Origin of the sequence: Pseudomonas fluorescens (assembly GCF_018614775.1) — a bacterium.
Lineage (GTDB): Bacteria > Pseudomonadota > Gammaproteobacteria > Pseudomonadales > Pseudomonadaceae > Aquipseudomonas > Aquipseudomonas fluorescens_BY.
In genome coordinates this window covers 61,361-79,120 of sequence record NZ_JAGGOF010000040.1, presented here as the reverse complement: position 1 = coordinate 79,120, position 17,760 = coordinate 61,361, and the positions used below count along the sequence as shown (strand labels likewise).

Sequence of the window (17,760 nt, the reverse complement as noted above, 5' to 3'; positions counted from 1 at the left end):
ACCGCAGCAATGGATATGTACGCGGTTCCAGGACGCCTTCGCGAGCAAGCCCGCTCCCACAGGGGCAAGGTGCGGATTACGGCGCTGAAGCCTGAAGCCATTCGGGTGCGGATTTTTCCAGTTCGGCCGCACCGGCCACTGCGCCAATCACCAGGATCGCCGGGCTTTTGAGCTGGAACGCGGCTGCGTCGGCTTCCATCGAGGCCAGGTCGCTGCGGCAGTCTCGCTGATGGGGCAGGGACGCGTTTTCGATCATCGCCACGGGGGTCGCTGCCGCCAGGCCGCCGGCCAGCAGTTGTTCGCGGATCTCGCTCAGTTTCGCCACACCCATGTACACCACCAGGGTCGTTCCGCTCTGCGCCAGGGCCTGCCAGTTCAGGCTGCTGCCGTCCTGGGTGTGAGCGGTGACCAGTGTCACGCCCCGGGCAACCCCGCGCAGGGTCAGCGGAATATCACAGTGGGTCGCTCCGGCAAGCCCGGCGGTGATGCCATTGACCAACTCCACGTCCACGCCATGTTCGCGCAGCCACTGCGCTTCTTCGCCGCCACGGCCGAAGATGCAGGGGTCGCCACCCTTGAGGCGCACCACGCATTTGCCCTGGCGGGCATAGCGCAGCATCAGGCGATGGATAAACGCCTGGGGCGTGGAACGGCAGCCGCCGCGCTTGCCCACGGCGATGATGCGCGCGTCGGGGCAGTGCTCCAGCACCGCCTCGTTGACCAGATCGTCGATCAGCACCACGTCGGCCTCGCCCAAGGCGCGCACAGCTTTGAGGGTCAGCAATTCAGGGTCACCGGGACCTGCACCCACCAGCCAGACTTTTGCGTTCATAGTGTTTTCCTCACGAGACAGCGGCCATCGGTTGCACGGTGGCAACCAGCAGGCGTTTGATTTCCGGTACGCAGGACCCGCATTGCGTGCCACAGCCCAGTTCCTGTTTCAGCCCTTGCAAGTCCAGGCCACGTTCAATGCCGGCGCAGATCGCACGCTGGCTGACGTTCAAGCAGTTGCACACGGTTTTGCCGCCGCCGACTGCCGCGCCGACATTGCCTGGCGGTGCACTCAGTGGTGCCAGCAGCCAGCGGCGCAGTTGCTCGTCGGCACGTCCTTCCTGCCACAGGTTCTGTAGCCAATGCCGTGCCAGGGTTTCGCCGGCCAGGCGGATGGCGGTGATGCGGCCGTTTTCGATCCGCACCCGCTTGCCGATGGCCCGACGTGGGTCGTCATAAGCCAGCACCGGCCCGTCGATCAGCCCCAGTTGTTCGTCGATCGCTTGCAGCAGTTCGGGATCAGGCGCTGTGGCACTGGCAGCGCGAATCAGCAACGCCGGACGTTCACGGCCGGTCAGGCTGAGGCTGACGTAGGCAAACGCTTCGCACAGCGGACGCAAAGTCTGCAGGTGCTGTTGAACATCGCCCTCGATCAGTGCGAAAAGCTGCCAGGGCAGGTTCACCGGTTCCAGGCGCACGCCGCTGTGCTTGAGTTCCGGTTGTTTCGACAACGGATCGAAGGCCGGTTGGGTCAGGGTATTGACCCCACCCTTGAGGAACCGGTCGCCCCAGTGCATCGGCAGGAATGCCTGGCCGGGACGCACGCTTTCGTCGCTGTCGACGGCCACGATCACGGCGCCACGTCGGCTTTTCAGGCTGACCAGGTCGCCAGCCTGCAAGCGATACCGCAGCAGTTCGTCGGGATGCAGGCTGAGGACGGCTTCGTTCACGTGACCAAACAGTTGCGCGGCAGTACCGGTGCGGCTCATGCCGTGCCATTGGTCGCGCAAGCGACCGGTGTTCAGGGTCAATGGGTAGCGTGCGTCACGCAGTTCCTTGGCGGCGCGGTACGCTTCGGCGACAAACCGCGCGCGGCCGTTGTCGGTCGGGAAGATCCCATCCACGTACAGACGCGCCGTTCCGACCTTGGCGCCCTCCGGGAAGGGCCATTGCTGAGGCCCGAGTTGATCGATCAGGGCATGGCTTAGGCCGGACAAGTCGAGGTCACGACCCCGGGTCAGCTGTTTGTATTCGTCGAACAACTGGGCCGGGGTTGTAAAGGTGAACAGGCTGGGCTGGCCCGGCCGCAGACGCTTCTCCAGGCGTTGGGCGAAATCCACGGTAATGGCCCAGTCCGGTCGTGCTTCACCCGGTGCGCTGATCGCCCGGCGGACGTGGGAAATACGCCGTTCGGAGTTGGTCACCGAACCTTCTTTCTCGCCCCAACTGGCTGCGGGCAGCAACAGGTCGGCAAACGCGGCGGTCTCGGTGGTCTTGAACGCTTCCTGCAACACCACGAACGGGCAGGCTTGCAGGGCCTCCCGGACTGCCGTCTGGTCCGGCATTGATTGAGCCGGGTTGGTGCAGGCGATCCACAGGGCCTTGATCTTGCCGCTGCGCACCTGCTCGAACAGTTCGATGGCGCTCAAGCCGGGGTTGCCGGGCAATCGCTCGACGCCCCAGTAGCGGGCGACTTCGGCGCGGTGCTCCGGGTTGGCGGCTTCACGATGGCCCGGCAGCAGGTTCGACAGGCTGCCGGTTTCCCGTCCACCCATGGCGTTGGGCTGGCCGGTCAACGAAAACGGTCCCGCGCCCGGACGGCCGATTTGCCCGGTGGCCAGGTGCAGGTTGATCAGTGCACTGTTCTTCGCGCTGCCGGCGGTGGACTGGTTCAAGCCCATGCACCACAACGACAGGAAACTCGGCGAGGTACCGACCCATTCAGCGCATTGGTGCAGTTGTTCGACGCTGATGCCGCACAACTGGGCGACCATGGCCGGGGTGTAGTCGCGCACCAGGTTCTTCAGATCAGCCAGGCCTTCGGTGTGGGCCTTGATGAAGTCGCGGTCAATCCAGTCTTCCCACAGCAACAGGTGCAAAATCCCATGGAACAAAGCGACATCGGTGCCCGGCAGGATCGCCAGGTGCAGGTCCGCCAGGTCGCAGGTGTCGGTGCGCCGTGGGTCGATGACGATGATTTTCATCTGTGGACGGCGGGATTTGGCTTCTTCGAGGCGACGAAACAGAATCGGATGCGCGTAGGCCATGTTACTGCCGACGATCATCACGCAGTCGCTCAGTTCCAGGTCTTCATAGTTGCAGGGCGGCGCGTCGGCGCCAAGGCTGCGCTTGTAGCCCACCACGGCGGAGGACATGCACAGCCGGGAATTGCTGTCGATGTTGTTGGTGCCGACCAACGCCCGGGCGAGTTTGTTGAAGGCGTAGTAATCCTCGGTCAGTAACTGGCCGGAGATGTAGAACGCCACGCTGTCGGGGCCGTGCTCGGCGACGGTGTCGGCGAACACATTGGCGGCGTGATCCAGGGCGTTGTCCCAGTCGCTGCGGGCGCGGGCCAGGCCTTTGCCCAGGCGCAGTTCGGGGTACAGGGCGCGTGCGGCGAGGTCGCCGGTCAGGTGCAGGGTCGAGCCCTTGCTGCACAGTTTGCCGACGTTGGCCGGGTGGGCGGGATCGCCGCTGACGCCGAGAATGCGCTCGTCGTCATGTTCGATCAGCACGCCGCAACCGACCCCGCAATAACAGCAGGTCGAGGCAGTGGTTTGGCGGTTCATCAGCTTGCTTCCCGTAGCGCCAGCAGGACCCGGCCGTTTTCCACCCGTGCCGAATGATGGTGGGCACAACCCACGTCCGGCGCCTGGGCCTGGCCGCTTTCCAGGTCGATCTGCCAGTTGTGCAGCGGGCAGGCCACGCGCTTGCCGTAGATCAAGCCCTGGGACAGCGGGCCACCCTTGTGCGGGCAGCGGTCGTCGAGGGCGAACACTTCATCGTCGCTGGTGCGAAAAATCGCGATATCGCCTTTCGGGCCATTGATGATCCGTGAGCCCAGCGCGTTGATCTCGTCCAGTGCGCAGATATCCAGCCAGTTCATGCCGGCACCTCCAGGTTTTTCACGGGGATGACTTCGAACTCTTTTTTCAGATGGGGTTGTTCCAGGCGCTGTTTCCATGGGTCCTGTTCCAGGGCCAGGGAAAATTTCAGACGTTCATGCAGCGCTTTACGGCGTTCCGGGTCTTCGAGCACGGCTTTCTTGATGTGCTCCATGCCGACCCGCTGCATGTAGTGCACGGTGCGTTCGAGGTAGAAGGCTTCTTCGCGGTACAGCTGCAGGAACGCACCGTTGTATTCGCGGACTTCTTCGGCGGTCTTGAGCTTGACGAAGAACTCGGCGACTTCGGTCTTGATCCCGCCGTTGCCGCCGATGTACATCTCCCAGCCGGAGTCGACACCGATGATGCCGACGTCCTTGATGCCGGCTTCCGAACAGTTGCGTGGGCAACCGGAGACGGCCAGCTTCACCTTGTGGGGCGACCACATGTTGAACAGGTCGTGCTCCAGCTCGATGCCCAGTTGGGTGGAGTTCTGTGTGCCGAAGCGGCAGAACTCGCTGCCCACGCAGGTTTTCACAGTTCGGATGGACTTGCCGTAGGCGTGGCCGGACGGCATGTCGAGGTCTGCCCAGACCCCTGGCAGGTCCTGCTTCTTGATGCCCAGCAAGTCGATGCGTTGCCCACCCGTGACCTTGACCATGGGCACGCTGTATTTGTCGGCGACGTCGGCGATGCGTCGCAGCTCCGAAGGCGTCGTCACGCCACCCCACATCCGTGGGACGACCGAGTAGGTGCCGTCTTTCTGGATGTTGGCGTGGGCGCGCTCGTTGATCAGCCGCGATTGCGGGTCGTCCTGCGCTTCGCCGGGCCAAGTGGAGATCAGGTAGTAATTGAGCGCCGGGCGGCAGCTGGCGCAGCCGTTCGGGGTGCGCCAGTTCAAGTAGCTCATGGTGCCGGCGATGGTCAGCAGGTGCTGGTCGCGGATCGCCTGGCGGATCTGGCCATGGTTGAGGTCACTGCAACCGCAGATGGCTTTTTCGCTTTTTGGTTTGACGTCAGCCGCGCCGCCCACGGTGTTGATCAGGATCTGCTCGACGAGGCCGGCGCAGGAGCCGCAGGAGCTGGCGGCCTTGGTGTGTTTTTTCACGTCATCGACGCTGAACAGCCCATGTTCCTGGATCGCCTTGACGATGGTGCCCTTGCACACGCCGTTGCAACCGCAGACCTCAGCGCTGTCGGCCATGCTCATGGCTTTGTCCTGGCCCTGGTGGCCGACGTCGCCCAAGGCGTTTTCGCCGAACATGAGGTGATCGCGGATCTCACTGATGGCGGCATTTTCACGGATCTGGCGGAAATACCAGCCGCCATCTGCCGTGTCGCCGTACAGGCAGGCGCCCACCAGCACGTCATCCTTGATCACCAGCTTCTTGTAGACGCCGCCGATCGGGTCGGACAGGGTGATGGTCTCGGTGCCTTCGCCGCCCATGAAGTCCCCGGCGGAGAACAGGTCGATGCCGGTGACCTTGAGCTTGGTCGAAGTCACCGAGCCTTTGTAGGTGGCAAACCCCAGTTGCGCGAGGTGGTTGGCGCAGACCTTGGCCTGCTCGAACAGCGGTGCCACCAGGCCGTAGGCGGTTCCACGGTGGCTGGCGCATTCACCGATCGCATAGATGCGCGGGTCGTAGGTCTGCAGGGTGTCGTTGACCAGGATCCCGCGGCTGCAAGGAATGCCGGATTTTTCCGCCAGTTCGGTGTTGGGGCGGATACCGGCCGCCATCACCACCAGGTCGGCGGGGATGATGTCACCGTTCTTGAACTGCACCGAGCCGACGCGGCCGTTGCCAGCGTCGTGCAGGGCCTGGGTCTGTTCGCTGAGGCGGAATTTCAGGCCACGCTCTTCCAGCGCGGTTTGCAGCAGTTGGCCGCTGGTCTTGTCCAGTTGCCGTTCCAGCAGCCATTCACCGAGGTGCACCACGGTCACGTCCATGCCGCGCAGCTTCAGGCCGTTGGCGGCCTCCAGGCCCAGCAGGCCACCGCCGATCACCACGGCGTGTTTGTGGGTCTTGGCGGTTTCGATCATTGTCTGGGTGTCGGCGATGTCGCGGTAGCCGATCACGCCGTCGAGGGTGTGACCGGGAATCGGCAGGATGAACGGTGTGGAACCGGTGGCGATCAGCAGGCGATCGTACTCGGCTTCGGTGCCGTCTTCGGCAATGACCCGGCGCTTGACCCGGTCGATCTCCACCACCTTGCGGTTGAGCAGAAGATTGATGTGGTTGTCTTGGTACCAGCTCAGGTCGTTGAGCACGATCTCTTCGAAGGTCTGCTCGCCCGCCAGCACCGGCGAGAGCAGGATGCGGTTGTAGTTGGTGTGGGGTTCGGCGCCGAACACGGTGATGTCGTACAGCTCGTTGCTCAGCTTGAGCAGTTCTTCGAGGGTTCGAACCCCGGCCATGCCGTTGCCGATCATCACCAGTTTGAGTTTTTTCATCAGGGTTCTCCGCAAGCCCAGACCGGTTTCGTCACGTTTCATCACGGCGATCGGACTGGCTCGGCAATGTTCACGAAAACAAAAAAAGGCGTCCCGCTAGTGATCTAGCGAGGACGCCTTTGTCCTGGTCCCGTTCTCTCGGGAGGCACCGCCTTCATCGTTGGAGGCGTTGCTTTATGTCTGTTGAGAGGGGTTATGCAGTGGTTGTGCCAAGTGGCTGGGAGGTGCGGGTTTATTGAAGGATGGGACGATTTCAAGGAGTGCCGGAGGGATTTATTGCACCGAATGAAAGCGGGTTGCACGGTAATGGCGCGTGAGGCCGATAGCTGTGCAGCGACAGGCAGGCCGCCATCGCGAGCAGGCTCGCTCCCACAATGGATCTCAGTCGTACCCATGATAGGCGTACGCAGCAGATCCCTGTGGGAGCGGGCTTGCTCGCGAAAGCGGTGCGTCAGTCAACAACAATGCTGAAGGTGCTGACGCCTTCGCGAGCAAGCCCGCTCCCACAGGATCTCAGCCGTGAAACAGCAGAAACAGCAGCACGATATTCATCACCAGAGACACCAGCGCCAACGTCCGCCAGACCTTCAGCGGCTCGCGCTCCAACAGCGGCCGGGGCCGGACGCTCAAGCTGTGGCGCTCGCCCTGTTCCAGCAGCAACAGCCATTCCTCGGCGGTTTCGAAGCGCTCGTCCGGGTTCGCCGCAACGGCGCGCTCCAGGCTTTGGCCGAGCCATTCGGCCAGGTCCGGCCGATAACGATGGGCACTGACCGGCACGCCAAAACGCGGACGTTGGAACGCTTCGATTTCGCCGTAGGGATAATGCCCGGTCAGCAGGAAATACAAGGTCACGCCGACGGCATATAAATCCTGTTGCGCAGTCGGTGCAGTGCCACCGAAAGCCTCCGGAGCGATATAGCTAGGCGTTCCCGGCAACACATTGGCTTGGTCCTCGGACAGGCCTGGGCAGTACGCCAGCCCGAAATCCAGCAGGCGCATTTCGCCGTCGTCCCCCAAATGCAGGTTTTCCGGCTTGATGTCGCGGTGGTAGATCTGCCGCCGGTGCAACAGCCCCACCGCCCGCACCAGCCGTTGCGCCAGGTCCAGCCATTGAGCCAGTGGCAGCGGGCCGTCTTGGTCGAATAGCTCAGCCAGGGTCATGCCCGGATATTCGCGCATCACGTAGTACAGATGCTGACGCTGGGGAACACCGTGCACCTCGGGAAACTGCCGCCCGGCGACTCGCTTGAGAAACCATTCTTCCGACAGCAACGCCTGGCCAGCGCGGCTGTCGTCCCGCAGATGGCCGGGCAGGGTTTTCAGCAGCCATGGCTGGCCTTGGCCGTCATGCACCCGGTAGAGCAACGACTGCTGGCTCTGGCCGAGCAGGCTTTCGACCTGCCAGCCTTCGAACGCCTGGCCCGGTTTCAACGCCGGCGGCAGGGGCCATTGCTGCAGTTGGATCAGCGCGTCGCCAATGCTCGCTTCGCCCAACGCATCGACCCGCACCAGCAGGGCGCTGGCATTGTCCTGGCTGCCGGCCAGGTGCGCCGCATTGACCAGGGTCTGGGCCGCGCGGTCGAGGTCCGGTTGGTCGCGCAGGATGCCGGCGATGGCCGTGTCCCCCAGGACCGCCCAGACTCCGTCGCTGAGCAGCACGAAGGTTTCGTCGGGGCGCAGTTCGCCGTCGAGAAAGTCCAGGATCAGGTGCTGATCCAGGCCCAGGGCGCGTTTGAGCACGTGTTGCATACCCTGTTGTTCCCAGACGTGATCCTCGCTGACCCGTTGCAGATGATCGGCATGCCAACGATAGACCCGGCAATCGCCAACGTGAGCCAGGGTGAAGCGCCGACCCCGCAGGACCAGCGCGCTGACGGTGGTGAGCAGCGGTTGCCCGCCACCGTTGGCTTGCAGCCAGCGATTCTGCGCCAGCAGCAAGCGGTCCAGCGCCTGGGCCACGCCCCAGGTTTGCGGCGTGGCGTAGTAGTCCAGGGCCAGCGCCTGCAAGGTCGAACGGGCCGCCAGTCCGCCGTCGGCGCATTGGCTCACGCCGTCGGCGATGGCGAACAGATAACCCTTGCTGGCGGCCAGCGCCGGGGCCGGGGTGACCAGGCGCAGGGCGTCCTGGTTTTCTTCCCGTGGGCCGATGGCACTGGCTTCGGCAAAACTCAGTTGCAAGCTCATGGTGAGGGTTTATACCCGGGCAGCGGTGACAGCGGCCGAACCCCAGGTGGTTCTCCAGCGACGCTTGACGCCGTACAGGCCGAACCAGGCCAGGACGCCGAGGCTGGCGAACAACCACAGCGCCAGTTGATAGCTGCCGGTGCTCTGCTTGATCGCGCCCATGCCCGCCGCCAGGGCGAAGCCACCGATGCCGCCGGCCATGCCGATCAGCCCGGTCATGACGCCGATTTCGCGGCGGAAGCGTTGGGGCACCAATTGGAACACCGCGCCGTTACCCGCACCCAGACCGAGCATGGTGCAAACGAACAGGGCCAGGGCCGCATAGGAACTCGGCAGGTTGAAACCCACGGCGGCGATGCAGACGGCCGCGACGGTGTACATGCCCAGCAAGGTGCGGATGCCGCCGAAACGGTCTGCCAGGGCGCCGCCCAACGGCCGCATCAGGCTGCCACCGAAGACGCAGGCGGCGGTGTAGTAGCCGGCGGTCACGGGGCTCAGGCCATATTGGTCGTTGAAGTAGCCGGGCAGGGCGCTGGCCAGGCCGATGAAGCCGCCGAAGGTCACGCTGTAGAAGAACATGAACCACCAGCTGTCCCGGTCGCCCAGGGCCTTGAGGTAGTCGGCCATGGATTTGGCTTTCGGCCGCTCGGGCGCGTTCTTGGCCAGCCAGGTGAAGGCGATCAGGGTCAGTATCAGGGGGATCAGGGCGAAGCCGAACACGTTGGTCCAGCCGAAGGCCGCGGCCATGATCGGCGCGATCAACGCGGCCAGCACGGTGCCCGAGTTACCGGCACCAGCGATGCCCATGGCCTTGCCCTGGTGCTGCGGCGGGTACCACTGGGACGCCAGCGGCAGGGCCACGGCGAACGACGCGCCGGCCATGCCCAGGAACAGGCCGAGCAACAGCGCCTGTTCGTAGCTGTGGATGCCGAGTTTCCAGGCGCAGAACAGCGCGCTGATCACGATCACCTGGCCTACCATGCCGGCGGACTTGGGCGAAATCCGATCAGCCAGCAGGCCCATGAACAGGCGCAACACGGCACCGGCCAGGATCGGTGTCGCCACCATCAGGCCGCGCTGCTGGGTGGTCAGGTGCAGGTCGGCGGAGATCTGCACCGCCAGCGGACCGAGCAGGTACCAGACCATGAAACTCAGGTCGAAATACAGGAAGGCCGCGAACAGGGTCGGGGTGTGGCCGGATTTCCAGAAGCTTGAATTCATCACGCACCTCAGCGGTTAAAGTCTCGAAAATGAGTCAGTGCTTCGAGGTGGTGCGCCGCGACGGCGACCCCCACCGACCCCGGACGTTGGGGCCAAAGCAAAAAAACGCCGCAACCCGAGTCGCCAGGAGGCGAGAAGGGTGTGCGACGTCTTTGTCGTAGGTGGGGCAACCGCCGTTGGTTACCTGTGGGTTGCTTAAGCGAGATTTGTGCCAACAGTGGAAATCGAGGGGAGGCTATCGCGAGCAGGCTCGCTCCCACAGTGGGGCGGAGGTGTTCACAGGTGCTGCGTCCACCCGCAAACCCTGTGGGAGCGGGCTTGCTCGCGATAGCAGTGGGTCAGTCGATGATGGGTTGGATGTGAGGCCGCCATCGCGAGCAGGCTCGCTCCCACAGTGGGCCGGGGGTGTTCACAGGTGCTGCGTCCACCCGCAAATCCCTGTGGGAGCGAGCCTGCTCGCGATAGCGCCGGACCCGGCGCCGCCTGGCTTTCAGCCCAGCAGCTCATTCATGGCAATGATCTGTTCCGCCACCTGGATCAGCTTCTGCTGGCGGCTCATGGCCTGGCGGCGCATCAGGGTGTAGGCCTGTTCTTCGTTGCAGTCCTTCATCTTCATCAGCATGCCCTTGGCCAGTTCGATGCGCTTGCGTTCGGCCAATTGCTGGTCGCGGGCCAGGAGTTGGGCGCGCAGGGCCTGGTCGCTTTCGAAGCGGGCCATGGCGACGTCGAGGATCGGTTGCAGGCGCGCGGCGTGGATGCCCTCGACGATGTAGGCGCTGACGCCCGACTTGATCGCCTGGCGCATGACATCCGGGTCGTGCTCGTCGGTAAACATGACGATCGGTCGTGGCTGGTCGCGGCTGACCAGCACCACCTGTTCCATCACATCGCGCCCGGGTGACTCGGTATCGATCAGGATCACGTCCGGACGCACCGTTTCGACGCGCGCCGGCAGGTCGATGGTCAGGCCGGATTCGTCGATGACCTCGAAGCCGGCTTCAATCAGGGCGGCCTTGAGGCGACCGACTTTTTTCGCGGTGTCGTTGATCAGCAGGATACGCAGCATAGTCGAGGCTCCTGTCAGCGGCTGGCGAAAAGGGCTGGCGCATCGCTCAAAGCGTGCAGTTTGAAGCTGCGGGCATACCCGGCCGGATCCGAGCCATCCCAGGTGGTGCCGTCGATCAGCAGGCTGCTGCGCATGTCCTGCCGGGGCGAGGCAATGTCCAGCGCCGCGCAGGCTTCACGGTACAGCTTGAGTTGCTGGACGTCCTGCGCCACGCCCAGGTAGTCCGGGTCTTCGCGCAGCAGGCCCCAGCGGCGGAACTGGGTCATGAACCACATGCCATCGGACAGGTACGGCAGGTTCACCTCGCCGTTGCCATGAAAGCGCATGGCGTGGGGGTCCTGCCAACTGTTGCCCAGGCCATCCGCGTAGATCCCCAGCAACCGCGGTTCGATGCAGTCCAGCGGTGCGTCGAGGTATTCGGGCGCGCTCAACAGTTGCGCGGTGCTGCGGCGGTTCTCGCTGCTTTGCTCGATGAAGCGACTGGCTTCAAGAATGGCCATCACCAGCGCCCGGGCGGTATTGGGGTACTGCTCGACAAACGCGCGGGTGCAGCCGAGGACTTTTTCCGGGTGATCGGGCCAGATGGTCTGGGTGGTCGCCAGGGTGAAGCCCAGGTTCTGCTTCACCGCGCTGGCGCACCAAGGCTCGCCGACACAAAAGCCATCGATACGCCCGGCCTGCAAGTGCGCGATCATTTGCGGCGGCGGCACCACCACGCTGTCGACATCCGACAAGGGATGGATGCCCTGGGCGGCGAGCCAGTAATAAAGCCACATGGCATGGGTGCCGGTGGGGAAGGTCTGGGCAAAGGTCAGTTTCGGGCGAGATTGGTGCACGTGCTGTTCCAGTGCCTCAGGAGTGGTCACGCCCTGGGCCTGCAAGCCGTGGGACAGGTTGATGCTCTGGCCGTTCTGATTCAGGCCCATCAGCACCGCCATGTCGGTCGCGGCGACGCCACCAATGCCCAGGTGCACTGCGTAGATCAGGCCGTACAAACTGTGCGCGGCATCGATCTCACCACTGACCAGCTTGTCCCGCAGGTTCGCCCAGGAAGTCTGGCGCTTGAGGTTCAGGCTCAGGCCGTAGGGTTGGGCGAAGCCCTGGGTGGCGGCCACCACCAGGGGGGCGCAGTCACTCAAGGCCATGAAACCGAGATTGACCGCGCTCTTTTCCGGGGCATCGCTGCCGTTGACCCAGGCCAGGGCGTTGGCTGGAACTTCATTCATCGCGCATTACCTTCCACATAAAGGCGCCGTACCCGGCCGGATGACGGCGCCCTTGACCTTGAAACCGTGGCACCCATGCGTCGCAGGCATGGGCACCGATGAACGAAAAGGGTGCAAGGCATATGCCAGCCCCTGCTCATCACCTTTCCATCAAGATTCAGGCAGCCGTGCCTTTCATCCTGTCGGTCCTTCCACCGCCATGTTGCAAAGGAGACCGGTGTGCAGCACAAACCCATTCACGCCACGGCGTTGGCCGCTTCGCACGAGCGGTTACTGCACCTGCGGGTTGCCCGGGGCACGGTTGAACTGAGCGCTGTTACTGCGCGGCGTACCCGCTGCCTGACGAACGGATGGCAAGGGCTGATGGTGCTGAACGAGCCGTTGCAATACACCGGTGGCGAGCTGCACGTGCGGCCTGTTTGCGCAGCGCCACTGGTGAAGGTGCAGGCATTCGTTGACATGAGCGCTGCCTTCGCCGCACACACGGCGGATGCTGCACCGTGGGCCCTGCTGCCGGTCGCCGATGACGTCATCTGCGCCCAGGATCGGTTCGAACGTTGGTACATCGAGCAGGCGCTGAGTGGCGCCCCGGCTTATCACGCCGTGGCCAACCTGTTGCGCCGGCACGAGAGCTACGGGCTGGTGCGTTTCCTGTTGGAGCAAGGCACGCGCAGCGAAAAGCTCAACACCCTGGCCCAGCGTTACGGCGTATCGGTCTCGCATTTTCGCCGGCTCTGCCGGCAGGCCCTGGGCAGCGCGGCCAAGCCAGCCTTGCGCGGCTGGCGCACGGCCCAGGCGCTGTTGGACATGAGTCTGGGCGACAGTTCGCTGACCGACGTGGCGCTGGCGTTCGGCTTTGCCTCTTCTTCGCATTTCTCCAAGGAAGTCCGCGAGCTGGTGGGTTTCGCGCCCAGCAGCCTGGCCGATATCACCGACTTGCGGCACGTCAGTCGATGAGCCGACGCCTGCTATCGCTATCCCTTCTATTGTGGCTCGGACCTTTCGCCGTCCAGGCTGACGTCTACAGTTTCGAAGCCCGCGAACAAAGCGCCCGGACGTTTTTCAGCGAGTTGTCCGGCCCGCTGGGCAGGCCGGTCATTGTCAGCAAGGTGGCGGCGGCCAAGCGGATTGGCGGGACCTTCGATTTGCGCACGCCGCAACAGACGTTCGAGCGCATCAGTACGCAGATGGGCCTGATCTGGTACAGCGACGGCCAGGCGATCTACCTGTATGACGCCTCGGAAATCAAAAGCTCGATGGCTTCGTTGCAGACCCTGACGGTCGTCAAACTGCTGGGGTTTCTCAAGCAGGCCGGGCTGCATGATGCACGCTATCCGCTACGCCACGACGGGCTGCGCACCTTTCATGTGTCCGGCCCACCGATCTATGTCGACCTGGTGTTGCAGGCGGCGCAGTTGATGGATAACCAACGCTCGGAGTTGCTGCTGGGCAAGCAGCAGATCGGCGTGATCCAAGTGCGCAACACCTTTGTCAGCGACCGCAAATACGAGCTGCGCGACGACAAGGTGACGATTCCAGGGCTGGCCACCGTGATCGAAGCGTTGTTGCGCGGCGAACAGCATGAAGTCGAGCCGTCGGTGGCCCAGGCCTCCCCGCAGCGCTCGCGTGGCGCGATGCCGGCGTTTCCCCTGCAAGGCCTGGCGAACACCCCCTCGGAGCACGACCCGACGGCGCCGCGGATTCTCGCGCGTGAGGTGGCTGCCGGGAACATCCGGGTGGTGGCCTACCCGGACACCAACAGCCTGTTGGTCAAGGGCTTGCCGGAGCAGGTGCGTTTTATCGAGAACCTGGTGAATGCGCTGGACACGCCGAAACGCCACGTCGAGCTGTCGCTGTGGATCATCGACCTGCACAAGGATGAACTCAATCAGCTTGGCATCAACTGGCAAGGCGCGTTGAAGTCCGGCGGCACCTTCAGCGCTTCGCTCAATGCCGGCTCGGCGACGACCCTCGACGGTGCATCGTTCGTCACCCGGGTGTTGGCGCTGGAGCGTACCCAGCGGGCCAATGTCGTGTCGCGCCCGGTGATCCTGACCCAGGAAAACGTGCCGGCGATCTTCGACAACAACCGCACCTTCTACGCGCCGCTGGTCGGGGAGCGCAGCGTCGACCTGCAACACGTGACCTACGGCACCCTCGTCAGTGTATTGCCACGCTTCGCCCAGGCCGACGAGATCGAAATGTCGCTCAACATCGAAGACGGCAACGAAGTCGAGAGTCCCGGCCAGGGCGCGTTGCCGACAGTCGGCCGTACCCGCATCAGCACCGTGGCGCGGGTGCCCCAGGGCAAGAGCCTGCTGGTGGGCGGTTTCACCCGTGATGACCACGGTGAGCAGATCGGCCGGGTTCCGGTGCTGGGCTCGATCCCGTGGCTCGGCCGCTTGTTCAGCTATCGCCAGGACCGGTCGGCTAACACGGTGCGGGTGTTCCTGATCCAGCCCCAGGAGATCCGCGAGGCCCTCGAATCGGTCGCGATCGAGGAGGGCGGTCCGCTGTTGACCCCGCAGCAGCACGAGCGGCTGCGTCGTTCCTATTTTCGAATGTCAGCCCCATGATCCTGCCGCCGATTTCCACGGGGGGGCGAGCCGCCCAGGCGCGCCTGAATGCCGAGAAGGCCGCCGAGCAGCCGCAACCGCAGGCCGAGGTGAACTCGGACGACAGCACCACGGCAGCGGTGGCGCAGCGCGTCGTGCAGATCAGCGACGAGCTGTCGGCGGCGCTGACCCAATTTCGGGGGCGACGGTTGTTTGAACTCAAGTCCGACGCGCCGACCGACACCTTCGAGCGCGTGCTGGAAGACGACACCGTGCCCAAGGCGCGACAAGTGCTGAGCCTGGCGCGGCTGGCGGACAAACCAGTTGCCTGGCTACTGGAGATGGCGCGCCAGTTGTTCCCCGATGACAGCGACCTGGCCCTGGTGCTGCGGGCGTTGCTGCGCCGGCGGAACCTGGAAACAGCCAGCCGCCAGCGGCTCGAAACGCTTTTGCAAACGGCAGTGGCCCAGGCTTCGCCCAGGCGCCTGAACGCCGGGATCAACGCCGCGCTCAAGGCGCGGATGTTCGCCGCGAGCATGGCCGTGCGCGCCGGCCTGCTGCGCGAAACCTACCGGGATTTTCTCGAGTCCGACGACGGCCCGCTCAGTTGTTACCAGGACTGGATTGCCCTGTACGGCCCGGCACAGCGCATGAACGTGTTGGCCTTCATCGAAGCCGCGCTGCTCACCGACATCAGCGCCCAGGACCCCAGTTGCTCGCACCCGGAGTTCGGGCAGTTGCTGGGCCGGGTGACCGACCTCAAGCACCTGCGCTCAGCCGATGTCCGGTTCATTGGCGCGCTGCTTGGCGATGCACTCATCTGCCGGCACAACCCCGACGAGGCCGACTGGCTGGTGTTCCTGTTCGGCGTGTTGACTTACCCCGATGACCTCGACCAACTGTTGCTCGGTGCGTTGGGCGAGGGCGTGCTGCTCAGTTCCCACCGTGAGCGTTCAAGCGTGTTGCAGACCGTGCGCCGCCTCAGCCTGCAATTGCCGCTGCAATTGTTTGCCGATGAAGAGGCGCTGCAGCGCCTGGCGGAACAGTTCACCCGCCTGGCCGACATCGCCTATGTCCATGAGTGCATCGAACAGCGACGCGCCGGTGGTTGCCGGTGATGGGCCTGCTCAATGGGTTTTTGCGAAATGTCGGCGCGCGCCCGGAGCTGCTGATCCTGACGTTGATGGTGATGATCATCGCCATGCTGATCATCCCCTTGCCGACAGTGCTGGTGGATTTTCTCATCGGCCTGAACATCGTCATTTCTCTGCTGGTGTTCATGGGCTCGTTCTACATCGAGCGCATCCTCAGCTATTCGACGTTCCCGGCGTTGCTGTTGCTGACCACCTTGTTTCGCCTGGCGCTGTCGATCAGCACCAGCCGGCTGATCCTCAGCCAGGCCGATGCCGGCGAGATCATCGCCTCGTTCGGTGATTTCGTGATTGGCGAAAGCCTGGTGGTCGGCTTCGTGATTTTCTCCATCGTCACCATCGTCCAGTTCATCGTCATCACCAAGGGCTCGGAACGGGTCGCCGAAGTCGCCGCGCGCTTTTCCCTGGACGGCATGCCGGGCAAGCAGATGAGCATCGACGGCGACCTCAAGGCCGGCGCCATCGATGCGGCCCAGGCCCGGGAAAAGCGCAGCGTGCTGGAGCGCGAAAGCCAGTTGTACGGCTCGTTCGACGGGGCCATGAAGTTCATCAAGGGCGACGCCATCGCCGGCATCATCATTATCTTCGTCAACTTTATCGGCGGCATGGCCATCGGGGTCGGGCAACTGGGCATGGACACGTCCATGGCCCTGTCGACCTACACGCTGTTGACCATCGGCGATGGTCTGGTGGCGCAGATCCCCGCGCTGCTGATCGCCATTGGCGCCGGCTTCATCGTCACCCGGGTCAACGGTGACGACAGCAATCTGGGTCGCAACATGCTCACGCAGATGCTGGGCAACCCGTTCGTCCTGGGCGTTACTGCGTTGCTGGCGTTGGGCGTGGGCCTGTTGCCCGGTTTTCCCTTGCTGACCTTTCTGTCGATTGCCTGCGTGCTGGGGCTGGTGGTGTTCGTGCGCCAGCGCCGGGCCTTGCGCCAGGGCGCGGGCGAAAGCCGTGCCGAACCGGCCGGACAGAGCACGGCGCAGAACGAGTCGGGCTTGCTTGAGGATGTCGACAACATTGCCACGGAGACCATTGCGCTGATGCTGCTGGTGCCCAACGCGCGGCTGCCGGAGCTGGAGAAGCAGCGCTGGGCCGCGCGCTTTCGCAGCCAGTTCTTCGTTGATTACGGGCTGCGCATTCCCGAGCCGCGGCTGCGGGCCAGCGAGGCGCTGCCGGCGCATCAAGTGGCGGTGCTGATCAATGAGGTGCGCGCCGAGCAGTTCGACATCCATTTCGATCACTGGCGCCTGCTGGACTATTCCCCTGAGCTTGAGCCCTTGGGCTTTGCCCTGGTGCGCGGCAGCGACAGCAATCGCCAGAGTGGCGTCTGGGTCAGCGCGGCCGACCGCGAGCGGGTGCAACAACTGGGCTATCACCTGCGGCCGGCGGATGAAGAATGCTATCGCTGCCTGGTCACGCTGCTGGCGCGCAACATCCGCGAGTTTTTCGGCGTGCAGGAAACCAAGCAACTGCTCGACGAAATGGAAAGCCGCTACCCCGACCTGCTCAAGGAAGTCTATCGCCACGTCACGGTGCAGAAGATCGCCGAGGTGTTGCAGCGCTTGATCGGCGAGCGCATTTCCGTGCGCAACATGAAGCTCGTCCTCGAATCACTGGCCCACTGGGCGTCCCGGGAAAAGGACGTGCTGGCGCTGGTGGAACACGTCCGAGGCGCAATGGCCCGCTACATCAGCAACAAGTTTGCCCAGGGCAACGACTTGCGGGTGCTGCTGTTGTCGCCGGAATTCGAAGACGTGGTGCGCCGCGGCATCCGGCAGACCTCGGGCGGTAGTTTCGTCAACCTTGAACCCGCCGAGTCGGAAGACCTGATGGACCGCCTCAGTGTCGGCCTGGACGGCCTGCACATCGCCCACAAGGACCTGGTGCTGCTGTGCTCGGTGGATGTGCGGCGCTACATCAAAAAACTGATCGAAGGCCGCTTCCGGGAGCTGGACGTCATGTCGTTCGGCGAAATCTGCGAGACGGTTTCGGTCAATGTCATCAAAACGCTGTAGAGGAAATTG

At 63.9% G+C, this 17,760-nt stretch carries 12 protein-coding genes; 4 read left to right on the top strand and 8 right to left on the bottom strand.

What is annotated here, in order from left to right:
* Positions 1-76 precede the first annotated feature (76 nt).
* From cobA to J7E36_RS11245, 8 genes are all read right to left on the bottom strand, one after another.
* The gene (gene cobA, locus J7E36_RS11280; RefSeq protein WP_215002808.1) at positions 77-832 is read right to left on the bottom strand and encodes a uroporphyrinogen-III C-methyltransferase; all 756 of its coding nucleotides are present in this window, start codon (positions 830-832) and stop codon (positions 77-79) included.
* A gap of 10 nt (positions 833-842) precedes the next feature.
* Positions 843-3,560 carry a nitrate reductase gene (locus tag J7E36_RS11275; RefSeq protein ID WP_215002806.1) on the bottom strand — a complete coding sequence of 906 codons (2,718 nt, stop codon included), beginning with the start codon at positions 3,558-3,560 and terminating at the stop codon, positions 843-845.
* On the bottom strand, positions 3,560-3,877 hold the full coding sequence (gene nirD, locus J7E36_RS11270) for a nitrite reductase small subunit NirD (RefSeq protein ID WP_215002804.1): 318 nt from the start codon (positions 3,875-3,877) through the stop codon (positions 3,560-3,562). The genes J7E36_RS11275 and nirD overlap by 1 nt, the downstream gene beginning before the upstream one ends.
* Complete coding sequence (gene nirB, locus J7E36_RS11265; RefSeq protein ID WP_215002802.1) at positions 3,874-6,327, bottom strand: nitrite reductase large subunit NirB; 2,454 nt, start codon at positions 6,325-6,327, stop codon at positions 3,874-3,876. Before nirB ends, nirD begins: the two co-directional genes overlap by 4 nt.
* A gap of 513 nt (positions 6,328-6,840) precedes the next feature.
* On the bottom strand, positions 6,841-8,511 hold the full coding sequence (locus J7E36_RS11260) for a bifunctional protein-serine/threonine kinase/phosphatase (protein WP_215002800.1): 1,671 nt from the start codon (positions 8,509-8,511) through the stop codon (positions 6,841-6,843).
* A gap of 9 nt (positions 8,512-8,520) precedes the next feature.
* Positions 8,521-9,732, bottom strand: coding sequence for a nitrate/nitrite transporter (locus tag J7E36_RS11255; RefSeq protein ID WP_215002798.1), 1,212 nt, complete (start codon positions 9,730-9,732; stop codon positions 8,521-8,523).
* A gap of 490 nt (positions 9,733-10,222) precedes the next feature.
* On the bottom strand, positions 10,223-10,798 hold the full coding sequence (locus J7E36_RS11250) for an ANTAR domain-containing response regulator (RefSeq protein WP_047737436.1): 576 nt from the start codon (positions 10,796-10,798) through the stop codon (positions 10,223-10,225).
* A 14-nt stretch (positions 10,799-10,812) separates the two neighbouring features.
* A complete protein-coding gene (locus J7E36_RS11245; RefSeq protein WP_215002796.1) occupies positions 10,813-12,024 on the bottom strand; it encodes a CmpA/NrtA family ABC transporter substrate-binding protein in 1,212 nt (403 codons plus the stop codon).
* Positions 12,025-12,243: 219 nt separating this feature from the next.
* On the opposite strand from J7E36_RS11245, the gene J7E36_RS11240 reads away from it, so the two are divergent.
* Genes J7E36_RS11240 through J7E36_RS11225 form a run of 4 tightly spaced genes read left to right on the top strand, consistent with a single transcriptional unit; the run spans position 12,244 to position 17,751 of the window.
* Positions 12,244-12,981 (top strand): helix-turn-helix domain-containing protein, encoded by a 738-nt coding sequence (locus J7E36_RS11240; RefSeq protein ID WP_215002794.1) that lies wholly within the window; start codon positions 12,244-12,246, stop codon positions 12,979-12,981.
* A complete protein-coding gene (sctC, locus tag J7E36_RS11235) occupies positions 12,978-14,600 on the top strand; it encodes a type III secretion system outer membrane ring subunit SctC (protein WP_215002791.1) in 1,623 nt (540 codons plus the stop codon). The genes J7E36_RS11240 and sctC overlap by 4 nt, the downstream gene beginning before the upstream one ends.
* On the top strand, positions 14,597-15,697 hold the full coding sequence (sctW, locus tag J7E36_RS11230) for a type III secretion system gatekeeper subunit SctW (protein WP_215002789.1): 1,101 nt from the start codon (positions 14,597-14,599) through the stop codon (positions 15,695-15,697). Before sctC ends, sctW begins: the two co-directional genes overlap by 4 nt.
* Positions 15,698-15,702: 5 nt before the next feature.
* The gene (locus J7E36_RS11225) at positions 15,703-17,751 is read left to right on the top strand and encodes an EscV/YscV/HrcV family type III secretion system export apparatus protein (RefSeq protein ID WP_269216580.1); all 2,049 of its coding nucleotides are present in this window, start codon (positions 15,703-15,705) and stop codon (positions 17,749-17,751) included.
* The last annotated feature ends 9 nt before the right edge of the window (positions 17,752-17,760 follow it).

Bases quoted from the DNA above. Each gene is read 5' to 3' on its own strand.
- cobA (WP_215002808.1), bottom strand. From the start codon at position 832: ATGAACGCAAAAGTCTGGCTGGTGGGTGCAGGTCCCGGTGACCCTGAA.
- J7E36_RS11275 (WP_215002806.1), bottom strand. From the start codon at position 3,560: ATGAACCGCCAAACCACTGCCTCGACCTGCTGTTATTGCGGGGTCGGT.
- nirD (WP_215002804.1), bottom strand. From the start codon at position 3,877: ATGAACTGGCTGGATATCTGCGCACTGGACGAGATCAACGCGCTGGGC.
- nirB (WP_215002802.1), bottom strand. From the start codon at position 6,327: ATGAAAAAACTCAAACTGGTGATGATCGGCAACGGCATGGCCGGGGTT.
- J7E36_RS11260 (WP_215002800.1), bottom strand. From the start codon at position 8,511: ATGAGCTTGCAACTGAGTTTTGCCGAAGCCAGTGCCATCGGCCCACGG.
- J7E36_RS11255 (WP_215002798.1), bottom strand. From the start codon at position 9,732: ATGAATTCAAGCTTCTGGAAATCCGGCCACACCCCGACCCTGTTCGCG.
- J7E36_RS11250 (WP_047737436.1), bottom strand. From the start codon at position 10,798: ATGCTGCGTATCCTGCTGATCAACGACACCGCGAAAAAAGTCGGTCGC.
- J7E36_RS11245 (WP_215002796.1), bottom strand. From the start codon at position 12,024: ATGAATGAAGTTCCAGCCAACGCCCTGGCCTGGGTCAACGGCAGCGAT.
- sctC (WP_215002791.1), top strand. From the start codon at position 12,978: ATGAGCCGACGCCTGCTATCGCTATCCCTTCTATTGTGGCTCGGACCT.
- sctW (WP_215002789.1), top strand. From the start codon at position 14,597: ATGATCCTGCCGCCGATTTCCACGGGGGGGCGAGCCGCCCAGGCGCGC.